This window comes from Enterococcus sp. AZ104, assembly GCF_050546705.1.
Taxonomy (GTDB): Bacteria; Bacillota; Bacilli; order Lactobacillales; family Enterococcaceae; genus Enterococcus; species Enterococcus faecalis.
In genome coordinates this window covers 2,589,669-2,606,196 of record NZ_CP172952.1, presented here as the reverse complement: position 1 = coordinate 2,606,196, position 16,528 = coordinate 2,589,669, and the positions used below count along the sequence as shown (strand labels likewise).

Below are 16,528 nucleotides of genomic sequence, written 5' to 3'. Positions count from 1 at the left end.
AGAGGAACAAGAATGAAAACACTTGGCAATATTTTATGGTTCATCTTTGGCGGCTTTTTTGGTGGCTTATCTTGGCTATTCGCAGGCGTGATTTGGTGTATTACAATTATCGGTATTCCGATTGGTTTACAATGTTTTAAATTAGCGGGGTTGAGCTTTTGGCCGTTTAAAAAGCGAGTCGTGTATAGTGATAGCGGCGTATCTTTGGTGGTAAACATTATTTGGCTGATTATCAGTGGACTACCATTAGCAATTGGGCATTGTATTAGTGGCTTGTTTCTTTGTCTGACAATCATCGGTATTCCGTTTGGGCAACAGTCCTTTAAATTGGCGAAATTAGCGTTAATGCCGTTTGGGGCCCGTGTTGTTTCAACAAATGATTTTTATTTTGAATAGTCAGAGGTTTCTCATTGACAAATAAAACGAAACAGCGTATTCTGTAAATGTAACAAATAATGTTACATTTAGTTTGGAGTGATTAGACATGGCCATGTCAACGAAATTAAGTGTTGCGATTCATATTTTAAGTTTGATTGAAACAGGTCCTCAAGAACAAGTGACTTCTGAATACATTGCTTCGAGCGTGAATACAAATCCAGTCGTTGTTCGACGACTAATGAGCCAGTTAAAAAAAGCCGGCTTGATTCATTCCATGCGTGGAGCCAATAAAAATACCTTATTAAAGAAACCAGAAGAGATCTCACTGTATGAAATTTATACAGCGGTTGAATTGGAACGAGAGATTTTCAATATCCATCAAAATCCTAATCCAAACTGTTCCGTTGGGGCAAATATCCAATCGGTACTAGAAACTGAATTTACTAAAGTGCAACAAAAAATGGAAGAAGAATTGAAAAGCATCACCTTAGCAGATGTGATTCATGAAATAGAAGTTAAGAGAGATAAGTAATCTCTCTACTTTTAAAGTATTAAATGTAACTATTTTAGTTCTATTTAAAAATGAAAGGATGATTTACATGAAAGTAGCAGTATTAGGAGCAACAGGAAAAGAAGGACAATTACTTTTAGCAGAAGCTAAACGTCGCGGGATGGACGTGACAGCCATCGTTCGTAATGCCTCAAAAATAACAGATGGCACACCGACCATTGAAAAAGATGTTTATCAATTAACAACAGAAGATATTCAAGCGTTTGATGTATTAATTAGTGCCTTAGGATTCCCTGATGTGCAAGATTTCCCCAAATCTACCCAGCATTTGATTGAGATTTTAACCAATCAAAAAACGCGCTTGTTTGTCGTTGGGGGCGCTGGAACCTTGTATGTGGACCCAGAACACACAACTCAATTAAAAGATACACCATCATTCCCAGCAGAAATTCAGCCATTAGCTTCGGCGATGGGCGAAGCTTTAAACTTATTGAAAGAAGCTCAAAACATCCACTGGACCTATATTAGTCCTGCAGCCATGTTTGATGCTGATGGTCCTGCGACAGGCCATTATGAAGTCGCTGGCGAAGAATTAACAACCAATAGTCAAGGTGACAGCTACATTAGTTACGCAGACTACGCCGTTGCCATGTTAGATGAAGTGGAAAGTAATGCACACCCAAATCAACGAATCAGTGTGTATCAATAAAAGAAAAAAATCATAAATAAAGAAAGAAGTGAGAGATAAAATGTTTTATCTCTCGCTTCTTTCTTTATTTACACAAAAATTAATAACATTTAGAACAAGGTGTTAAGCCTCTTGCTTGGGCATCTGCCAACGTAGTTGCCGTATAGGTTCCATTTCCACATTTGCGTGCATGGTATTTACTGCCAGTTGGTGTCACAAGAACAGTTGCGCTTGTTTCTGGACCAGCATTTGCAGCAGCCGTCTCGACTTCCGCCGGCGCCTGTGCGGCTTGTTGCGCCTCTGCTTCAGCTTGCGCTTTTGCTGCCGCTTCGGCTTGTTCTTTTTGCGCTTTTTCAGCGGCTAGTTTCTGAGCTTCTGCTTCTTTTCGTTGTTTTTCTTTGTGGGCATCTAATTGAGTTTTAACAACGGCTACCCGTTTTGTTAAAGCTTGATTTGGGGAGTTTAAAGCGTCAATTTGTTTGATCGCTTCATTATAGTAAGCTTCATTGGTTGGTTCTTGTTCAGCTTTTTCAACAGCGGCAGTTGCACTGGCGACTAATTGTTCATTTTTTTCTTTTTCAGCGATAGCGGTTTGAACAGTCGTTAATCGTTGTTGAAATCCTTCTTTGCCAACTGGGGCAGCAGCTACTAATTTTTCAGCTGCTTGATAATCGCTTTTACTTTTAGATTTTTCAGCAGTTGTAACTGCTTCATCAACAGGTACTGCTTCTTTGATTTTTTCAAGGCGATCATTGTATTCCTCGTATTCTTGACTTAATGAAGATACTAAGGTTGCGGCTTCATCATAGTTTTTCTGAGAAGGTTGTTTTTCAGCGTAAGCTAAGGCTTTTTCTGTTTTGGCCAATTCTTGCTCAGAATCTGTGATGCTCGCAATAAATTCTTTTGACGGTGTGACTTCGACTGATTTTTCAACTTTGGTATCTTTCTTCTCAGCAACAAAAGTGATTTTTTGCGTTTTTTCATCGGACAGTTTTACTTTGTAAGCAAACGTTTTGTCTTTCGTTTTTACTTCCTTGCCATTGGCCGTTAGTTTGCTGTTGCCGTCGTATTCGCCTTTGATGGTGGCTGAGCCATTGGCATCGGTTTCAACACTCTCTGCATCAAGTGAAAGCGTTGGGGAAGAATCTGTCGTGGCAACCCCACCAATAAATAGAGCGGCACTTGCTAATGCGGCATAGCCATATTGTTTTTTCGGTTGTTTCTTGATTAATGCTTTGATAGTCAGTCCCCCGCTGACAAGTAACCCTAATAGACCCAAAAGTACTAATACTACACTCATTCATTTCTCTCCTTTCGATATAACGTTATTATACAATGTATTGTGAGAAAATGAACATTTTTTTCGTAATAATTAATAAATTTCCTGATAAAAAAATTATTTCCTGAAGCTCAAATTCTTTTGTAAAAATTTTGTTGTGCTAAAATGGAAAGTGAGTTTAACTACGTATGTTATTAGAGAAGGGGAAATCAATGAAAGCAGAAATCATTGCAGTCGGAACAGAGTTATTACTGGGACAAGTAGTGAATACCAACGCCACCTTTTTATCAGAAGAGTTAGCTGCGCTAGGCATCGATGTTTACTATCAGACCGTTGTTGGCGATAACGGCGGCCGCTTAGAAACGCTACTAACAGAAGCAGAACAAAGAAGTGATTTAATTGTCCTTTGTGGAGGGCTAGGACCTACAGAAGACGATTTAACCAAGCAAGTTGTCGCACAACATCTCCATAAATCATTAGTAGAAGATCAAGAAGGATTGAACCGCTTACACCAGTTTTTCCAACAGTCTAAGCGGCCAATGACGGAAAATAATCTACGACAAGTGTTAGCCATTGAAGGTGGACAAGTTCTTCAAAACCCGACAGGATTAGCGGTTGGTTCTTTCGTAACAGAAGGCACAACAAGCTATTTGCTCTTACCAGGGCCGCCCAATGAATTAATTCCGATGTTTCAACAAGCGGCACGACCTTTATTGATTAATGCGTTTCCACAAGAAGAACAATTGATTTCAAGAGTCTTGCGTTTTTATGGCATTGGTGAATCACAGCTGGTGACCGAGATTCAATCGTTGATTGCGCACCAAACGAATCCAACCATTGCGCCTTATGCTAAGCCTAATGAAGTGACACTTCGTTTAACAGTTAAAACAAAAGACTTAGTAGCTGGCGAAGAATTATTAACAGCGACGGAAGAAAAGGTTTTAGCTAAAGTGGGAGACTATTTTTATGGGTATGGGGATGACAATAGTTTAGCCAAGGTAACAGTGGATTTGTTATTACAAAACGGACAAACCGTCACGGCTGCTGAGAGCCTCACCGCTGGCCTATTCCAAAGTACACTGGGGGAAATTGCGGGCGCTTCGAAGATTTTTAAGGGAGGCTTCGTGACGTATTCGCAAGAAACAAAAGAGAACTTTTTAGGAATTTCTCATGAACTTTTAGAAGAACATGGCACGGTAAGTGAAGCGTGTGCCAAAGAAATGGCAGAGAAAGCGCGTCAGTTAGCTAAATCTAACTATGGTTTATCATTTACTGGGGTCGCTGGTGACCCAATCGAAGGTCAACCGACAGGCACTGTTTGGATTGGGCTGGCGGAAGAAGGCCAACCAACCGTTGCAGAATGTTTCCATTTTAACCGTGACCGAAATTATATTAGACAGAGTGCGGTTATGCGAGGGTTAGATCTTTTGCGGCGCCGAATCATTAATAAAAAATAAATATGCGAATGTTTGTTCGGTTTTTTCTTGCTTTTTTGGTACAAAAGAGATATGATAGACCTACTAACAGGAAATGAAAAATAAGTTTATATAAATTAAAGGAGGATTATCCATTGGCAGATGATCGTAAAGTGGCTTTAGATGCCGCACTGAAAAAAATTGAAAAGAACTTTGGGAAAGGCTCTATTATGAAATTAGGCGAAAAAGCTGATCAAAAAATTTCAACTATCCCTAGTGGTTCTTTAGCGTTAGATGTTGCATTGGGCGTAGGTGGGTATCCACGTGGCCGAATTATTGAAGTATATGGTCCTGAGAGTTCAGGTAAAACAACTGTTTCTTTACACGCAATTGCAGAAGTGCAACGAAATGGTGGAACAGCCGCTTTTATCGATGCTGAGCATGCATTGGATCCTCAATATGCGGAGAAACTAGGCGTTAACATCGATGAATTACTTTTATCTCAACCAGATACGGGCGAGCAAGGCTTAGAGATTGCCGATGCCTTAGTTTCAAGTGGTGCGATTGACATCGTTGTTATCGACTCGGTTGCTGCGTTAGTTCCTCGTGCAGAGATTGATGGTGAGATGGGAGCGAGCCATGTCGGCTTACAAGCTCGACTAATGTCTCAAGCACTACGTAAATTATCAGGCTCAATTAATAAGACAAAAACAATTGCTATTTTCATTAACCAAATTCGTGAAAAAGTTGGCGTGATGTTCGGAAATCCTGAAACAACTCCTGGTGGACGTGCATTGAAATTCTACGCAACGGTTCGTCTAGAAGTCCGTCGTGCAGAACAGTTAAAACAAGGAACAGACATCGTCGGTAACCGCACAAAAATTAAAGTCGTTAAAAACAAAGTGGCGCCACCATTTAAAGTGGCAGAAGTTGATATCATGTATGGCCAAGGGATTTCCCAAGAAGGCGAATTACTAGATATGGCTGTGGAAAAAGACCTTATCAGCAAAAGTGGTGCTTGGTATGGCTACAAAGAAGAACGAATTGGCCAAGGCCGTGAAAATGCCAAACAATACATGGCGGATCATCCTGAAATGATGGCAGAAGTGTCTAAATTGGTCCGTGATGCATACGGCATCGGTGACGGTTCAACCATTACAGAAGAAGCAGAAGGTCAAGAAGAATTACCCTTAGATGAATAAATAACGAGTGAATACGACTCGTTAAGAAGAAAGACAACACTTACTGAACAGGACAGGTGTTGTCTTTCTTTGTTTAGAACTAAATTGTTAAATAGACTGTTGTCCATGTCCGAACCCATCCACATCAAGCAGCTTAGTCAAACAGCAGACTATGCGGCGTTTGTTCTAAAATTTAAACAATTCGTGACGGCGGAAACCTAAAAATGTGACGTTGTCTAATATTTGCTGCCCTTTCCAAAAGAAAGGGCTTTTTTAAGTTGACACCTTTCGCGACAAACATTAGAATAAAATTGTGTGTATGCACAAATATGCAAGTAGGCATATTGATAATTGATTTTAGTTTATCAAAAAACTACAAGATATGAATTAACAAAAAGATAGTATGGAGGTGGAAATATGGTTTTAAATATTCTCCTCGCTATCGTCGGTTTGATTGTCGGTCTTGGTTTAGGATTTGTTATTGCAAAGTCACGTCATGATAAAGCAATAAATGGTGCAAAAATTTCAGCGTCGAGTATTCTCGAGAACGCTCGGAAAGAATCAGAAACACTGAAAAAAGAAGCATTGCTAGAAGCTAAGGAAGAGAACCAGAAGTATCGTTCAGAAATTGAAAGTGAGTTGAAAGAAAGCAGATTAGAACTTAAATCTCAAGAAAATCGTTTAATTCAACGGGAACAAACGTTGGATCGTAAAGATGACTCTCTTGAAAAACGTGAAGGCTCACTGGAAGAAAAAGAAGAGAAACTTGGTGCTAGACAGCAATTAATTGATGAGCGAGAAAAAGAAGTAGAAAACTTAATTAATCAGCAACATCAAGAATTAGAACGAATTGCTTCCCTTTCAAAAGAAGAAGCAAAATCGATTATTATGAAGTCAACAGAAGAAGAGTTGAATCATGAACTAACCTTGATGGTCAAGGAGTCAGAACAACGTGCCAAAGAAGAATCTGATCGCAAAGCGAAGAACTTGCTTTCCCTAGCAATTCAACGTTGCGCCGCCGATTCTGTTTCTGAAACAACTGTTTCCGTGGTCACTTTACCAAATGATGAGATGAAAGGTCGCATTATTGGTCGTGAAGGACGTAATATTCGTACATTGGAAACATTAACAGGGATTGACTTAATCATTGATGATACGCCAGAAGCGGTTGTGTTATCCGGATTTGATCCAATCAGACGAGAAATCGCTCGAATGACCTTGGAAAAATTAATCCAAGATGGTCGGATTCATCCCGCTCGCATCGAAGAAATGGTAGAAAAATCACGTAAAGAAATGGATGAACGGATTCGTGAATACGGAGAACAAGCAGCCTTTGAAGTAGGTGCTCATACGTTACATCCTGATTTAATTAAAATTTTAGGCCGTTTACGTTTCAGAACAAGTTATGGTCAAAATGTCTTGAACCACTCAATCGAAGTAGCAAAACTGGCTGGCGTTTTAGCCGCCGAATTAGGCGAAGATGTTCAATTAGCCAAACGTGCAGGTTTACTACATGATATTGGGAAAGCATTGGATCATGAAATTGAAGGTTCTCACGTTGAGATTGGCGCAGAATTAGCTGCGAAATATAAAGAAAATTCAGTAGTTATTAATGCCATTGCCTCGCATCATGGTGATGTGGAAGCAACCTCAGTTATTTCTGTTTTAGTGGCAGCCGCAGATGCGTTATCTGCAGCCCGTCCAGGTGCACGTAGTGAATCGTTAGAAAACTACATTCGCCGCTTAGAAAACTTAGAAAATATTTCTAATAGTTTTGAAGGCGTTGATTCAAGTTTTGCTGTTCAAGCAGGACGTGAAGTTCGTGTCATGGTGAAACCAGAAGAAATTTCTGATTTAGAATCTGTTCGTTTAGTTCGAGACATTCGGAAGAAAATTGAAGATGACTTGGATTATCCAGGACATATCAAAGTAACGGTTATCCGTGAAACACGTGCCGTTGACTATGCGAAATAAAATAAAAAGCGAATAAGTATCGCGTGTAGTGTCTCAATGAACAATTGCAAGGATTGTTCGTTGAGACACTTTTTTTAATCTTTTAAAACCAAAACTTTCTTTTCAAAGCGAAAACAACTATAATAAACAAGAGATGTTAAAAAGAGAAGAGGAACCTTTTTGCGTATATTATTTATAGGAGATGTTGTCGGTTCTTTAGGAAGAGAAGCCCTAGCAACGTATGTCCCTAAATTAAAGAAGAAATATCGTCCACAAGTGACCATTGCCAATGGTGAAAATGCGGCATCTGGTCGGGGAATTACTGGCAAGATTTATAAGAAATTTTTGCAAGATGGTGTCGATGTTGTTACGATGGGTAACCATACGTGGGACAACAAGGATATCTTTGAATTCATTGATGATGCGAAGAAAATGGTTCGTCCAGCGAACTTTCCAGAAGATGTGCCTGGTCAAGGAATGGTTTTTGTGAAAGTCAATCAATTGGAACTAGCGGTGATTAATTTACAGGCCCGCACATTTATGGTGCCATTGGAAGATCCTTTCAAGAAAGCCGCCGAGCTAGTGGCTATCGCTCGCAAACGGACACCGCTCATTTTTGTGGATTTTCATGGCGAAACGACAAGCGAAAAACAAGCCATGAGCTGGTTTTTAGATGGCCAAGTTTCAGCCGTTGTTGGAACACATACGCATGTTCAAACAAATGACGCTCGGATTTTACCGAAAGGGACAGCCTTCTTAAGTGATGTCGGTATGACCGGACCTTATGATGGGATTCTAGGAATGAAGCGTGAACCGATTATTGAGAAGTTTATGACAGCATTGCCGAAGCGCTTTGAGGTAGTCGAAACAGGGCGGACAATTTTATCTGCCTGTATTTTAGAGATTGATGACCAAACGGGCCAAGCGAAGATGATTGAGCCGATTCAGATTAGCGAAGATCGCCCGTTTCAAGAATAATAGAAGAAAAGTTAATCTCGGATCATTAAGAGGTTAACTTTTTCTGCTCTTATAGAAAAAGTGCCGGTGAAAGATGAAGGTGAAAAAAATGGAGCCGTTGAATTTAGATGCACAAAGTAATAAAGAATTAGAAAAATTGTTACATTTAATTGGACAAGATGAAGTCATTCAGCGCTACCAAGCGATTGAAGAAAAGGTAAAGAAAAACAAAAAGCTGACAGAATTAGTGGAAGAAATTAAAGCTGCGCAAAAAGATGCGGTTCAATTTGCTCACTATGGCAAACCAACTGCTGAAAAAGAAGCCATTCAACGAGCTGATGCGAAAACAAAAGAGTTTGATGAGCACCCACTCGTTGTAGCCTACCGCGAACAACTGATCGAAGCCAATGACTTAGTCCAACATGTCACGGCGCTCATTCAATACCGCGTGAACGAAGAGCTAGAGAAGGAAGGGAATTAAATGCCACAAAAGACAAAAAATACACCCATGATGGAACAATATTTATCCATTAAGGCCCAATACAAGGATGCGTTTTTATTTTATCGCTTAGGTGATTTTTATGAATTATTTTATGAAGATGCTATCAATGCAGCGCAAATCTTAGAATTGACGTTAACCAGTCGTAACCGCAATGCGGATGATCCGATTCCTATGTGTGGCGTTCCTTATCATGCCGCGCAAGGCTATATTGATACGTTGATTGAGCAAGGCTATAAAGTAGCGATTTGTGAGCAAGTGGAAGATCCAAAGACTACCAAGGGCATGGTCAAACGAGAAGTGGTCCAGTTGGTAACGCCAGGAACGGTGATGAATAGTAAAGGCTTGGAAGCCAAAGACAATAATTACTTAACCGCTGTGCTAACAGATGGTAATCAGTTCGGTTTTGCCTATGTAGATTTGAGTACAGGCGAATTAAAAACAGCAGTCTTGGCTGATGAAGAGGGCGTTTTAAACGAAGCTTCTGCGTTGCAAACAAAAGAAATGGTCCTAGGTTCAGGGATTCCTGAATCGTTAAAAGAGAACTTAAGTTTACGTTTAAATATTATCTTTTCGACACAAGAAACGGTGGAAGAAAATGCCGAGTTTAGTTTTTTAACCAATGAACTGATTAATCCATTAGAAATTGAAATTACAGGCAAATTATTATCTTATTTATCCGTTACCCAAAAGCGGAGCTTGTCCCATATTCAGAAAGCTGTGGAATATCAGCCAGATCATTTCTTGAAAATGGATCATTATTCTAAATTCAATTTAGAATTGAGTCAGTCGATTCGAACAGGACAGAAAAAAGGGACTCTTTTGTGGCTATTAGATGAAACGAAAACAGCTATGGGCGGCCGTTTATTAAAACAATGGTTGGATCGTCCGCTGATTCAGGAACGTCAAATTAAGGCGCGTCAAGAAATGGTGCAATCCTTATTAAGTGCCTATTTTGAACGCTTAGATTTGCAAGCAGCATTGACGAACGTTTATGATTTAGAGCGGTTAGCAGGACGCGTGGCATTCGGCAGTGTGAATGGGCGTGATTTAATTCAATTACGGACCTCTTTAGAACAAGTACCAACGATTCGACAGTTAATTGTCGGGATCAATCAAGGGGAATGGGATGATTTGTTAGTCGACTTAAACCCTGTTGAAGATTTAGTGGCATTGATTGCGACGGCGATTAATGAAGAAGCCCCTTTACAAATTACTGAAGGAAACGTTATTAAGGACGGCTATAACGACCAATTAGATGAATACCGTGATGCCATGCGCAATGGTAAGCAATGGTTAGCGGAGTTAGAAGCGAAAGAACGCCAAGAAACAGGGATTAAAAACTTGAAGATTGGTTACAATCGGGTCTTTGGTTATTTCATTGAAATCACTAAGTCAAATTTAGCGAATTTAGAAGAAGGAAAATACGAGCGTAAGCAAACATTAGCCAATGCGGAGCGCTTTATTACGCCAGAGCTAAAAGAATTAGAACGTTTAATCTTAGAAGCCGAAGAAAAATCAGTTGAACTAGAATATCAATTGTTCTTGGCCGTGAGAGAACAAGTGAAAACGAACATTGATCGGTTGCAAACACTGGCTAAAACCATTAGTGCGGTTGATGTTTTACAATCTTTTGCAACAATTAGTGAACGGTATCAATACGTTCGACCAACGTTAAGAAGTAACACGAAAAATTTGGCGATTGTCGAAGGACGACACCCAGTCGTGGAAAAAGTTTTAGGGCATCAAGAATACATTCCAAACAGTATCCGCATGAACCCAGAAACAGATATTCTCTTGATTACTGGACCAAACATGTCAGGGAAAAGTACCTACATGCGTCAATTGGCTTTGACGGTGGTCATGGCGCAAATTGGCTGTTTTGTACCAGCGGAAAGTGCTGAAATGCCAATTTTCGATCAAATTTTTACACGGATTGGGGCCTCTGATGATCTAATTGCAGGGCAAAGTACCTTTATGGTGGAAATGATGGAAGCCAACCAAGCACTGCGGCACGCCACGCCTAACAGCCTAATTTTATTTGATGAATTAGGACGCGGCACAGCAACCTATGATGGAATGGCGCTAGCGCAAGCCATCATTGAATATATCCATCGTGAAGTACAAGCCAAAACGCTATTTTCTACACATTATCATGAACTAACTGTTCTAGATGAAACCTTAAAAGGCTTGAAGAATATTCACGTGGGCGCTGTCGAAAAAGATGGCGAAGTGGTCTTTCTTCATAAAATGATGGAAGGACCTGCTGATAAGAGCTATGGGATACATGTTGCTAAAATCGCTGGTTTACCAAGCCCGCTTTTAGAACGAGCAGCCACCATTTTATCCGCTTTAGAAGCGGAAGAAACAACGATTCCAAGTTCAGTTCATCATGAAGAAGTTTCAGAAGTCCATGAAGAAACCGAGCAACTTTCATTATTTAAAGAAGTTTCAACAGAAGAATTAAGTGTCATTGACACATTGAAGAAAATGAATCTATTAGAAATGACACCACTAGATGCGTTAAACATGCTTCATCAATTGCAAAAACGTATCTAATTAGGAACCGAACCGGTTAGGAGGTCGTGAAATGGGGAAAATTCAAGAACTATCCGAACAACTAGCCAACCAGATTGCTGCTGGTGAAGTTGTTGAACGTCCCGCTTCTGTCGTCAAAGAATTGGTGGAAAATGCACTGGATGCAGGAAGCACTCAAATTGATATTTTTATTGAAGAAGCTGGCTTGAAAACCATTCAAATTATTGATAATGGTGAAGGAATTGCCAAAGAAGATGTACTGAATGCCTTCAAACGCCATGCCACAAGCAAAATTCATACAAGAGATGATTTGTTCCGAATTCGCAGCTTGGGGTTCCGAGGCGAAGCCTTACCAAGTATTGCCTCAGTTTCTGAAATGATTGTCGAAACTGCCACAGCTGAGGAAGAAGAAGGCAGCTATGTGATTCTAAAAGGGGGCAAGGTCGAAGAAAACCGACCAGCAGCCCTCCGTAAAGGCACAAAAATGACCGTTTCTAATTTATTTTATAATACGCCCGCTCGTTTGAAATACGTCAAAACGATCCAAACGGAATTGGCCAATATTGGTGACATTGTCAATCGTCTGGCGTTAAGCCACCCTAAAGTCGCTTTTCGCTTAGTTCATGACGGCCACAAAATGATGAGTACAACAGGCAATGGTGATTTAAAACAAACGATTGCCGGGATTTATGGCATTAGCACCGCAAAGAAAATGTTGAAAATTGAAGGAAAAGACCTTGATTTTACTTTGACAGGGTATGTCTCATTGCCAGAAGTCACACGGGCCAGCCGCAACTATTTATCAACGATTATCAATGGTCGTTATATTAAAAATTTCGCGTTAAATAAAGCAATTGTAGCCGGCTATGGTTCGAAACTAATGGTGGGGCGTTTTCCAATTGCTGTGTTAGAAATTGAAATGGATCCGCTGTTAGTTGATGTCAATGTCCATCCTACTAAGCAAGAAGTTCGTTTAAGTAAAGAAAAAGATTTAATGGCATTAATTGAACAGGCGATTCAAGAAGTGTTGAGCCAAGAACAGTTGATTCCCAATGCGGCAGACAATTTGCGTTTTAAAAAGAAACTACCGCCAGAACCTAAAGCCGAACAAATGGAAATTCCTTTATCGACTGAACAACCTGCGGTAAAACAACGACCGGGCAGCTTAAGCTATAATCCCGCAACGGGTCGCTTCTATGCGGAACATGCGACAGACGAAACACCAGTCTCAAGCGCCCCTGAAGCTGTCAACCAGACAGAAAGAGCAGTGGACCCAATGGACGACCCATTTGCGCCGCCAGTGCCAGAATCAACGAGTGTAGCGGAAGAAACGTCAGCTTACGAAACCTCTTCGGCAGCTGCTGATTCCGCAAATCATTGGGAAACAGCTAGTAATGAGCAACAGATAATAGCCGAAGAAACGAAAATAACTGAAGTATCTGATTCAGAACCTTCTCTGCGTTCATCAGAGGCTGCTGACGAGGTTTTCCAAGAAGAAATGAAACTTCATCCGGAATTCGATGCCAATAGCGCTGCGAGTCAAAGAGAACTGAAACAAGCCCTGAACAAGTTGGAAGAAGAACGACCGACAGAACGTTTTCCTGAGCTAGAATACTTCGGTCAAATGCACGGAACTTATTTATTCGCACAAAGCAAAGATGGCCTGTTTATTATCGACCAACACGCTGCCCAAGAACGAATTAAATACGAGTACTTCCGTGAAAAAATTGGCGAAGTCAGTGATGATTTACAAGAACTATTGGTACCAATCGTTATTGATTATCCAAATAGCGATGCCTTGAAAATTAAAGAGCAGAAAGAAACCCTTGCGGAAGTCGGCATCCATTTGGAAGACTTTGGACAAAATAGTTTCATTGTGCGGGCGCACCCAACTTGGTATCCTGCAGGCGAAGAGGAAAGCATTGTTCGCGAGATGATTGACATGTTGCTAACAACTGGCTCGGTCAGCGTGAAAAAATTCCGTGAAGCAACTGCCATTATGATGAGCTGTAAGCGATCCATCAAAGCCAATCATTACCTCAATGAGCAACAAGCACGCGTGCTATTAAAAGATTTAGCCTTGTGCGAAAATCCGTTTAATTGTCCGCATGGACGTCCGGTGCTGATTCATTTTACGAATTCAGATATGGAACGAATGTTTAAACGCATTCAAGACCCCCATTAAAAAGAAACGAGGCGTCATCATTTTATGCAAATTATTTTAGCATCCCAATCTCCTCGCCGTCAGGAGTTATTAAAGCGTGTGGTTCCAACTTTTACGATTGCACCAGCCGATATCGATGAAACTGTTGGCAAAGACGGCTTACCAGCAGAATATGTGGCGCAAATGGCTGCCCAAAAAGCAGCGGCTATAGCAGAACAATCCCCCGAAGCACTAGTCATTGGCTGCGATACAATTGTGGCATTGGCGGGAGAGATCCTCGGCAAACCCACTTCTCGGGAAGACGGTTATCGCATGTTGCGCCTTCTAAGTGGCAAAACACATGACGTGTATACAAGTGTGACGTTGAAACAAGGGGAAAAAGAGCGCTCCGCGACAGTTCATTCAACCGTGACGTTTTATCCACTGACAGACACGGAAATCCATGCTTACTTAGATACCGCAGAATATGCCGACAAAGCAGGTGCTTATGGTATCCAAGGACAAGGAGCATTACTAATTGAAGCAATCGCTGGCGATTATTACGCCATTATGGGTTTACCAATTGCCAAAGTAGCCCGACTGCTAAAAGAATTCAACTAATAAAAGACAGTCCTTTTCATTCGTCAAAAAGAAAAAGGACTGTCTTTTACTATGCAAACTATTAGGTGCCTGTTTGGCAAACGTGGTATCATTGAACCCAATAAATTGAACAGAAGAAAAGGAGTGGACAGAATGACAAAACCAACAGAAGAAGAATTAAAACAAACCTTGACGGATCTTCAATATGCCGTCACACAAGAAAACGCAACAGAACGCCCTTTTTCAGGAGAATATGATGACTTTTACCAAGACGGAATCTATGTAGACATTGTTAGTGGCGAACCGTTGTTTAGCTCCCTGGACAAATACGATGCTGGTTGCGGCTGGCCATCCTTTACCAAACCAATTGAAAAACGTGGCGTCAAAGAAAAAGCTGATTTTAGTCACGGCATGCACCGAGTAGAAGTTCGCAGTCAAGAAGCGGATTCACATTTAGGGCATGTTTTCACTGATGGCCCACTCCAAGAAGGCGGCTTACGTTATTGCATTAATGCGGCAGCTTTGAGATTTGTGCCAGTGGCAGATTTAGAAAAAGAAGGCTATGGCGAGTACCTTTCTTTATTCAAATAATCCTCATTTTTTAGACAAATACGATAAAATAGTTAGAAGAAAGCGACTTTTGATGAATATCTTGTATGAAATACAGAAAATCTCTTGATTTATTTGGCTAGGACTACTATTATTTTAGAAGGAAAGTATTGTTCAGTTTTAACGAATTGGCTGAAATAGAAAGTGGAGGTTCTAATGTCGAAACATTATTTTGATCCAAGATTGAAAATCTTTTCTTTGAACTCTAATCGTCCCTTAGCAGAAAAAATTGCGGATGCTGTGGGTGTGGAGCTAGGAAAGTGCTCTGTAACACAATTTAGTGATGGCGAAATTCAAGTGAATATTGAAGAAAGTATTCGTGGTGCACATGTTTACGTCATTCAATCAACAAGTAGCCCTGTTAACGATAACTTAATGGAACTATTAATCATGATTGATGCGTTAAAACGTGCGAGTGCTAAAACAATTAACGTGGTTATGCCTTATTATGGGTATGCACGTCAAGACCGTAAAGCACGTGCCCGGGAACCAATCACTGCTAAACTTGTTGCAAACATGATTGAAAAAGCTGGTGCAACAAGAATGTTGACATTGGACTTACATGCGGTCCAAATTCAAGGATTCTTTGATATTCCAGTGGATCATTTGATGGGTGCACCATTAATTGCCGATTACTTCATCGAACACGGCATTCAAGGCGATGACGTCGTTGTTGTTTCCCCTGACCATGGTGGTGTAACGCGTGCGCGTAAATTGGCAGAATTCTTAAAAGCACCAATTGCGATCATTGACAAACGTCGTCCAAAAGCGAACGTAGCAGAAGTAATGAATATCATTGGTCATGTGGAAGGCAAAACATGTGTCTTAATTGATGACATGATTGACACAGCGGGGACAATTTCTCTTGCTGCAAACGCATTGAAAGAAGCCGGAGCAAAAGACGTTTACGCTTCTTGTACACATCCCGTTTTATCAGGACCAGCCTTACAACGTATTGAAGATTCAGCAATTGAACGCTTAGTTGTAACAGACTCTATTTACCTATCTGATGATCGTAAAATTGCTAAAATTGACGAAGTCAGCGTTGGTGAATTAATCGGAGATGCGATTAAACGTATCCACGAAAACAAACCAGTTAGTCCGTTATTTGAAACAAAAAATAAATAATTACAAAAACCCGCCCACATCATTTTTCTGATGTGGGCGGGTTTTTTTGTGTATTATAAATTATTTAATAGCAAATGAATAGCAAGAGGATACGTGAGATTGTTATTACAGAAATAATAGGTAGAGGCTAAAACCCAGCCCATTCCACAATAAAAAAGCATGGAAATTGATGGTAATAGTCCATGGCTAAGACCAAAAAAAAGACCAGAAAAAAATATTTTACATAAGACACTTCGAGAGGTGTTTTTTATAAAAAATAAGTTCATAAAAATGCCACGAGTCAGGAGTTCTTCTATTATAGGTGAAAAGAGTCTAGTATGAAGGGCCATTAAAACAGGTGCTACATTTCGGACTTCATTAATATAATGTTGATTTTCTGGAGTAGGAATGCGTGAGAAAAGTAAATTTAGAATAATAGAAAATAAGAACATGCCAATAGCTAGTAATAGACTTTTAAAGATAGCTTGCTTTTTTTTCTTTACTATTTTTTTATAGAAAACTGACAGCACGATAATAATAATTAAAGATAGTACACTATCAAAGATAATCAAGGCTTTTTCGTTATTTTTTATAGCTATTAAGCTCATTCCAGTTAATGCTTCTATGCTGGGTAGGGCTGTCAAAAAAGTGAACAGGAGATAAAGAAGTG

At 40.2% G+C, this 16,528-nt stretch carries 15 protein-coding genes; 13 read left to right on the top strand and 2 right to left on the bottom strand.

Annotated elements, in window-relative coordinates; genetic code table 11:
• The first annotated feature begins 12 nt into the window (after positions 1 to 12).
• From IGJ37_RS12450 to IGJ37_RS12440, 3 genes are all read left to right on the top strand, one after another.
• Positions 13 to 396, top strand: coding sequence for a YccF domain-containing protein (locus tag IGJ37_RS12450; RefSeq protein ID WP_002365398.1), 384 nt, complete (start codon positions 13 to 15; stop codon positions 394 to 396).
• Positions 397 to 484: 88 nt separating this feature from the next.
• Complete coding sequence (locus IGJ37_RS12445) at positions 485 to 910, top strand: Rrf2 family transcriptional regulator (protein ID WP_002383201.1); 426 nt, start codon at positions 485 to 487, stop codon at positions 908 to 910.
• 58 nt (positions 911 to 968) lie between these two features.
• On the top strand, positions 969 to 1,598 hold the full coding sequence (locus tag IGJ37_RS12440) for an NAD(P)-dependent oxidoreductase (protein ID WP_002365397.1): 630 nt from the start codon (positions 969 to 971) through the stop codon (positions 1,596 to 1,598).
• 79 nt (positions 1,599 to 1,677) lie between these two features.
• Here the strand turns inward: IGJ37_RS12440 and IGJ37_RS12435 are convergent, their stop codons facing one another.
• The gene (locus IGJ37_RS12435) at positions 1,678 to 2,877 is read right to left on the bottom strand and encodes a hypothetical protein (RefSeq protein ID WP_073438193.1); all 1,200 of its coding nucleotides are present in this window, start codon (positions 2,875 to 2,877) and stop codon (positions 1,678 to 1,680) included.
• Positions 2,878 to 3,068: 191 nt separating this feature from the next.
• On the opposite strand from IGJ37_RS12435, the gene IGJ37_RS12430 reads away from it, so the two are divergent.
• The 10 genes from IGJ37_RS12430 to IGJ37_RS12385 all read left to right on the top strand — a co-directional run bounded on the left by IGJ37_RS12430 (position 3,069) and on the right by IGJ37_RS12385 (position 15,879).
• Entirely contained in the window at positions 3,069 to 4,313 is a 1,245-nt protein-coding gene (locus IGJ37_RS12430; RefSeq protein ID WP_002354857.1) for a competence/damage-inducible protein A, read from the top strand.
• Positions 4,314 to 4,426: 113 nt separating this feature from the next.
• Positions 4,427 to 5,473, top strand: coding sequence for a recombinase RecA (recA, locus tag IGJ37_RS12425; protein WP_002354860.1), 1,047 nt, complete (start codon positions 4,427 to 4,429; stop codon positions 5,471 to 5,473).
• A gap of 396 nt (positions 5,474 to 5,869) precedes the next feature.
• Positions 5,870 to 7,426 (top strand): ribonuclease Y, encoded by a 1,557-nt coding sequence (rny, locus tag IGJ37_RS12420; RefSeq protein ID WP_002354863.1) that lies wholly within the window; start codon positions 5,870 to 5,872, stop codon positions 7,424 to 7,426.
• 159 nt (positions 7,427 to 7,585) lie between these two features.
• Positions 7,586 to 8,383, top strand: a complete 798-nt coding sequence (locus IGJ37_RS12415; RefSeq protein WP_002354864.1) for a TIGR00282 family metallophosphoesterase — start codon at positions 7,586 to 7,588, stop codon at positions 8,381 to 8,383.
• A 73-nt stretch (positions 8,384 to 8,456) separates the two neighbouring features.
• On the top strand, positions 8,457 to 8,843 hold the full coding sequence (locus tag IGJ37_RS12410) for a RicAFT regulatory complex protein RicA family protein (protein ID WP_002359008.1): 387 nt from the start codon (positions 8,457 to 8,459) through the stop codon (positions 8,841 to 8,843).
• On the top strand, positions 8,844 to 11,420 hold the full coding sequence (mutS, locus tag IGJ37_RS12405) for a DNA mismatch repair protein MutS (RefSeq protein WP_325815227.1): 2,577 nt from the start codon (positions 8,844 to 8,846) through the stop codon (positions 11,418 to 11,420).
• 31 nt (positions 11,421 to 11,451) lie between these two features.
• Positions 11,452 to 13,584, top strand: coding sequence for a DNA mismatch repair endonuclease MutL (mutL, locus tag IGJ37_RS12400; protein ID WP_252671608.1), 2,133 nt, complete (start codon positions 11,452 to 11,454; stop codon positions 13,582 to 13,584).
• Positions 13,585 to 13,608: 24 nt separating this feature from the next.
• On the top strand, positions 13,609 to 14,163 hold the full coding sequence (locus IGJ37_RS12395; protein ID WP_002354869.1) for a Maf family protein: 555 nt from the start codon (positions 13,609 to 13,611) through the stop codon (positions 14,161 to 14,163).
• 132 nt (positions 14,164 to 14,295) lie between these two features.
• Positions 14,296 to 14,733, top strand: coding sequence for a peptide-methionine (R)-S-oxide reductase MsrB (gene msrB, locus IGJ37_RS12390; RefSeq protein WP_002354871.1), 438 nt, complete (start codon positions 14,296 to 14,298; stop codon positions 14,731 to 14,733).
• Positions 14,734 to 14,907: 174 nt separating this feature from the next.
• On the top strand, positions 14,908 to 15,879 hold the full coding sequence (locus IGJ37_RS12385; RefSeq protein ID WP_002381060.1) for a ribose-phosphate diphosphokinase: 972 nt from the start codon (positions 14,908 to 14,910) through the stop codon (positions 15,877 to 15,879).
• A 53-nt stretch (positions 15,880 to 15,932) separates the two neighbouring features.
• Here IGJ37_RS12385 and IGJ37_RS12380 read toward each other — a convergent pair whose 3' ends face one another.
• Positions 15,933 to 16,466 (bottom strand): CPBP family intramembrane glutamic endopeptidase, encoded by a 534-nt coding sequence (locus IGJ37_RS12380; RefSeq protein WP_002385180.1) that lies wholly within the window; start codon positions 16,464 to 16,466, stop codon positions 15,933 to 15,935.
• Positions 16,467 to 16,528 lie beyond the last annotated feature (62 nt).

Bases quoted from the DNA above. Each gene is read 5' to 3' on its own strand.
- IGJ37_RS12450 (WP_002365398.1), top strand. From the start codon at position 13: ATGAAAACACTTGGCAATATTTTATGGTTCATCTTTGGCGGCTTTTTT.
- IGJ37_RS12445 (WP_002383201.1), top strand. From the start codon at position 485: ATGGCCATGTCAACGAAATTAAGTGTTGCGATTCATATTTTAAGTTTG.
- IGJ37_RS12440 (WP_002365397.1), top strand. From the start codon at position 969: ATGATTTACATGAAAGTAGCAGTATTAGGAGCAACAGGAAAAGAAGGA.
- IGJ37_RS12435 (WP_073438193.1), bottom strand. From the start codon at position 2,877: ATGAGTGTAGTATTAGTACTTTTGGGTCTATTAGGGTTACTTGTCAGC.
- IGJ37_RS12430 (WP_002354857.1), top strand. From the start codon at position 3,069: ATGAAAGCAGAAATCATTGCAGTCGGAACAGAGTTATTACTGGGACAA.
- rny (WP_002354863.1), top strand. From the start codon at position 5,870: ATGGTTTTAAATATTCTCCTCGCTATCGTCGGTTTGATTGTCGGTCTT.
- IGJ37_RS12410 (WP_002359008.1), top strand. From the start codon at position 8,457: ATGAAGGTGAAAAAAATGGAGCCGTTGAATTTAGATGCACAAAGTAAT.
- mutS (WP_325815227.1), top strand. From the start codon at position 8,844: ATGCCACAAAAGACAAAAAATACACCCATGATGGAACAATATTTATCC.
- mutL (WP_252671608.1), top strand. From the start codon at position 11,452: ATGGGGAAAATTCAAGAACTATCCGAACAACTAGCCAACCAGATTGCT.
- IGJ37_RS12395 (WP_002354869.1), top strand. From the start codon at position 13,609: ATGCAAATTATTTTAGCATCCCAATCTCCTCGCCGTCAGGAGTTATTA.
- msrB (WP_002354871.1), top strand. From the start codon at position 14,296: ATGACAAAACCAACAGAAGAAGAATTAAAACAAACCTTGACGGATCTT.
- IGJ37_RS12385 (WP_002381060.1), top strand. From the start codon at position 14,908: ATGTCGAAACATTATTTTGATCCAAGATTGAAAATCTTTTCTTTGAAC.
- IGJ37_RS12380 (WP_002385180.1), bottom strand. From the start codon at position 16,466: ATGAGCTTAATAGCTATAAAAAATAACGAAAAAGCCTTGATTATCTTT.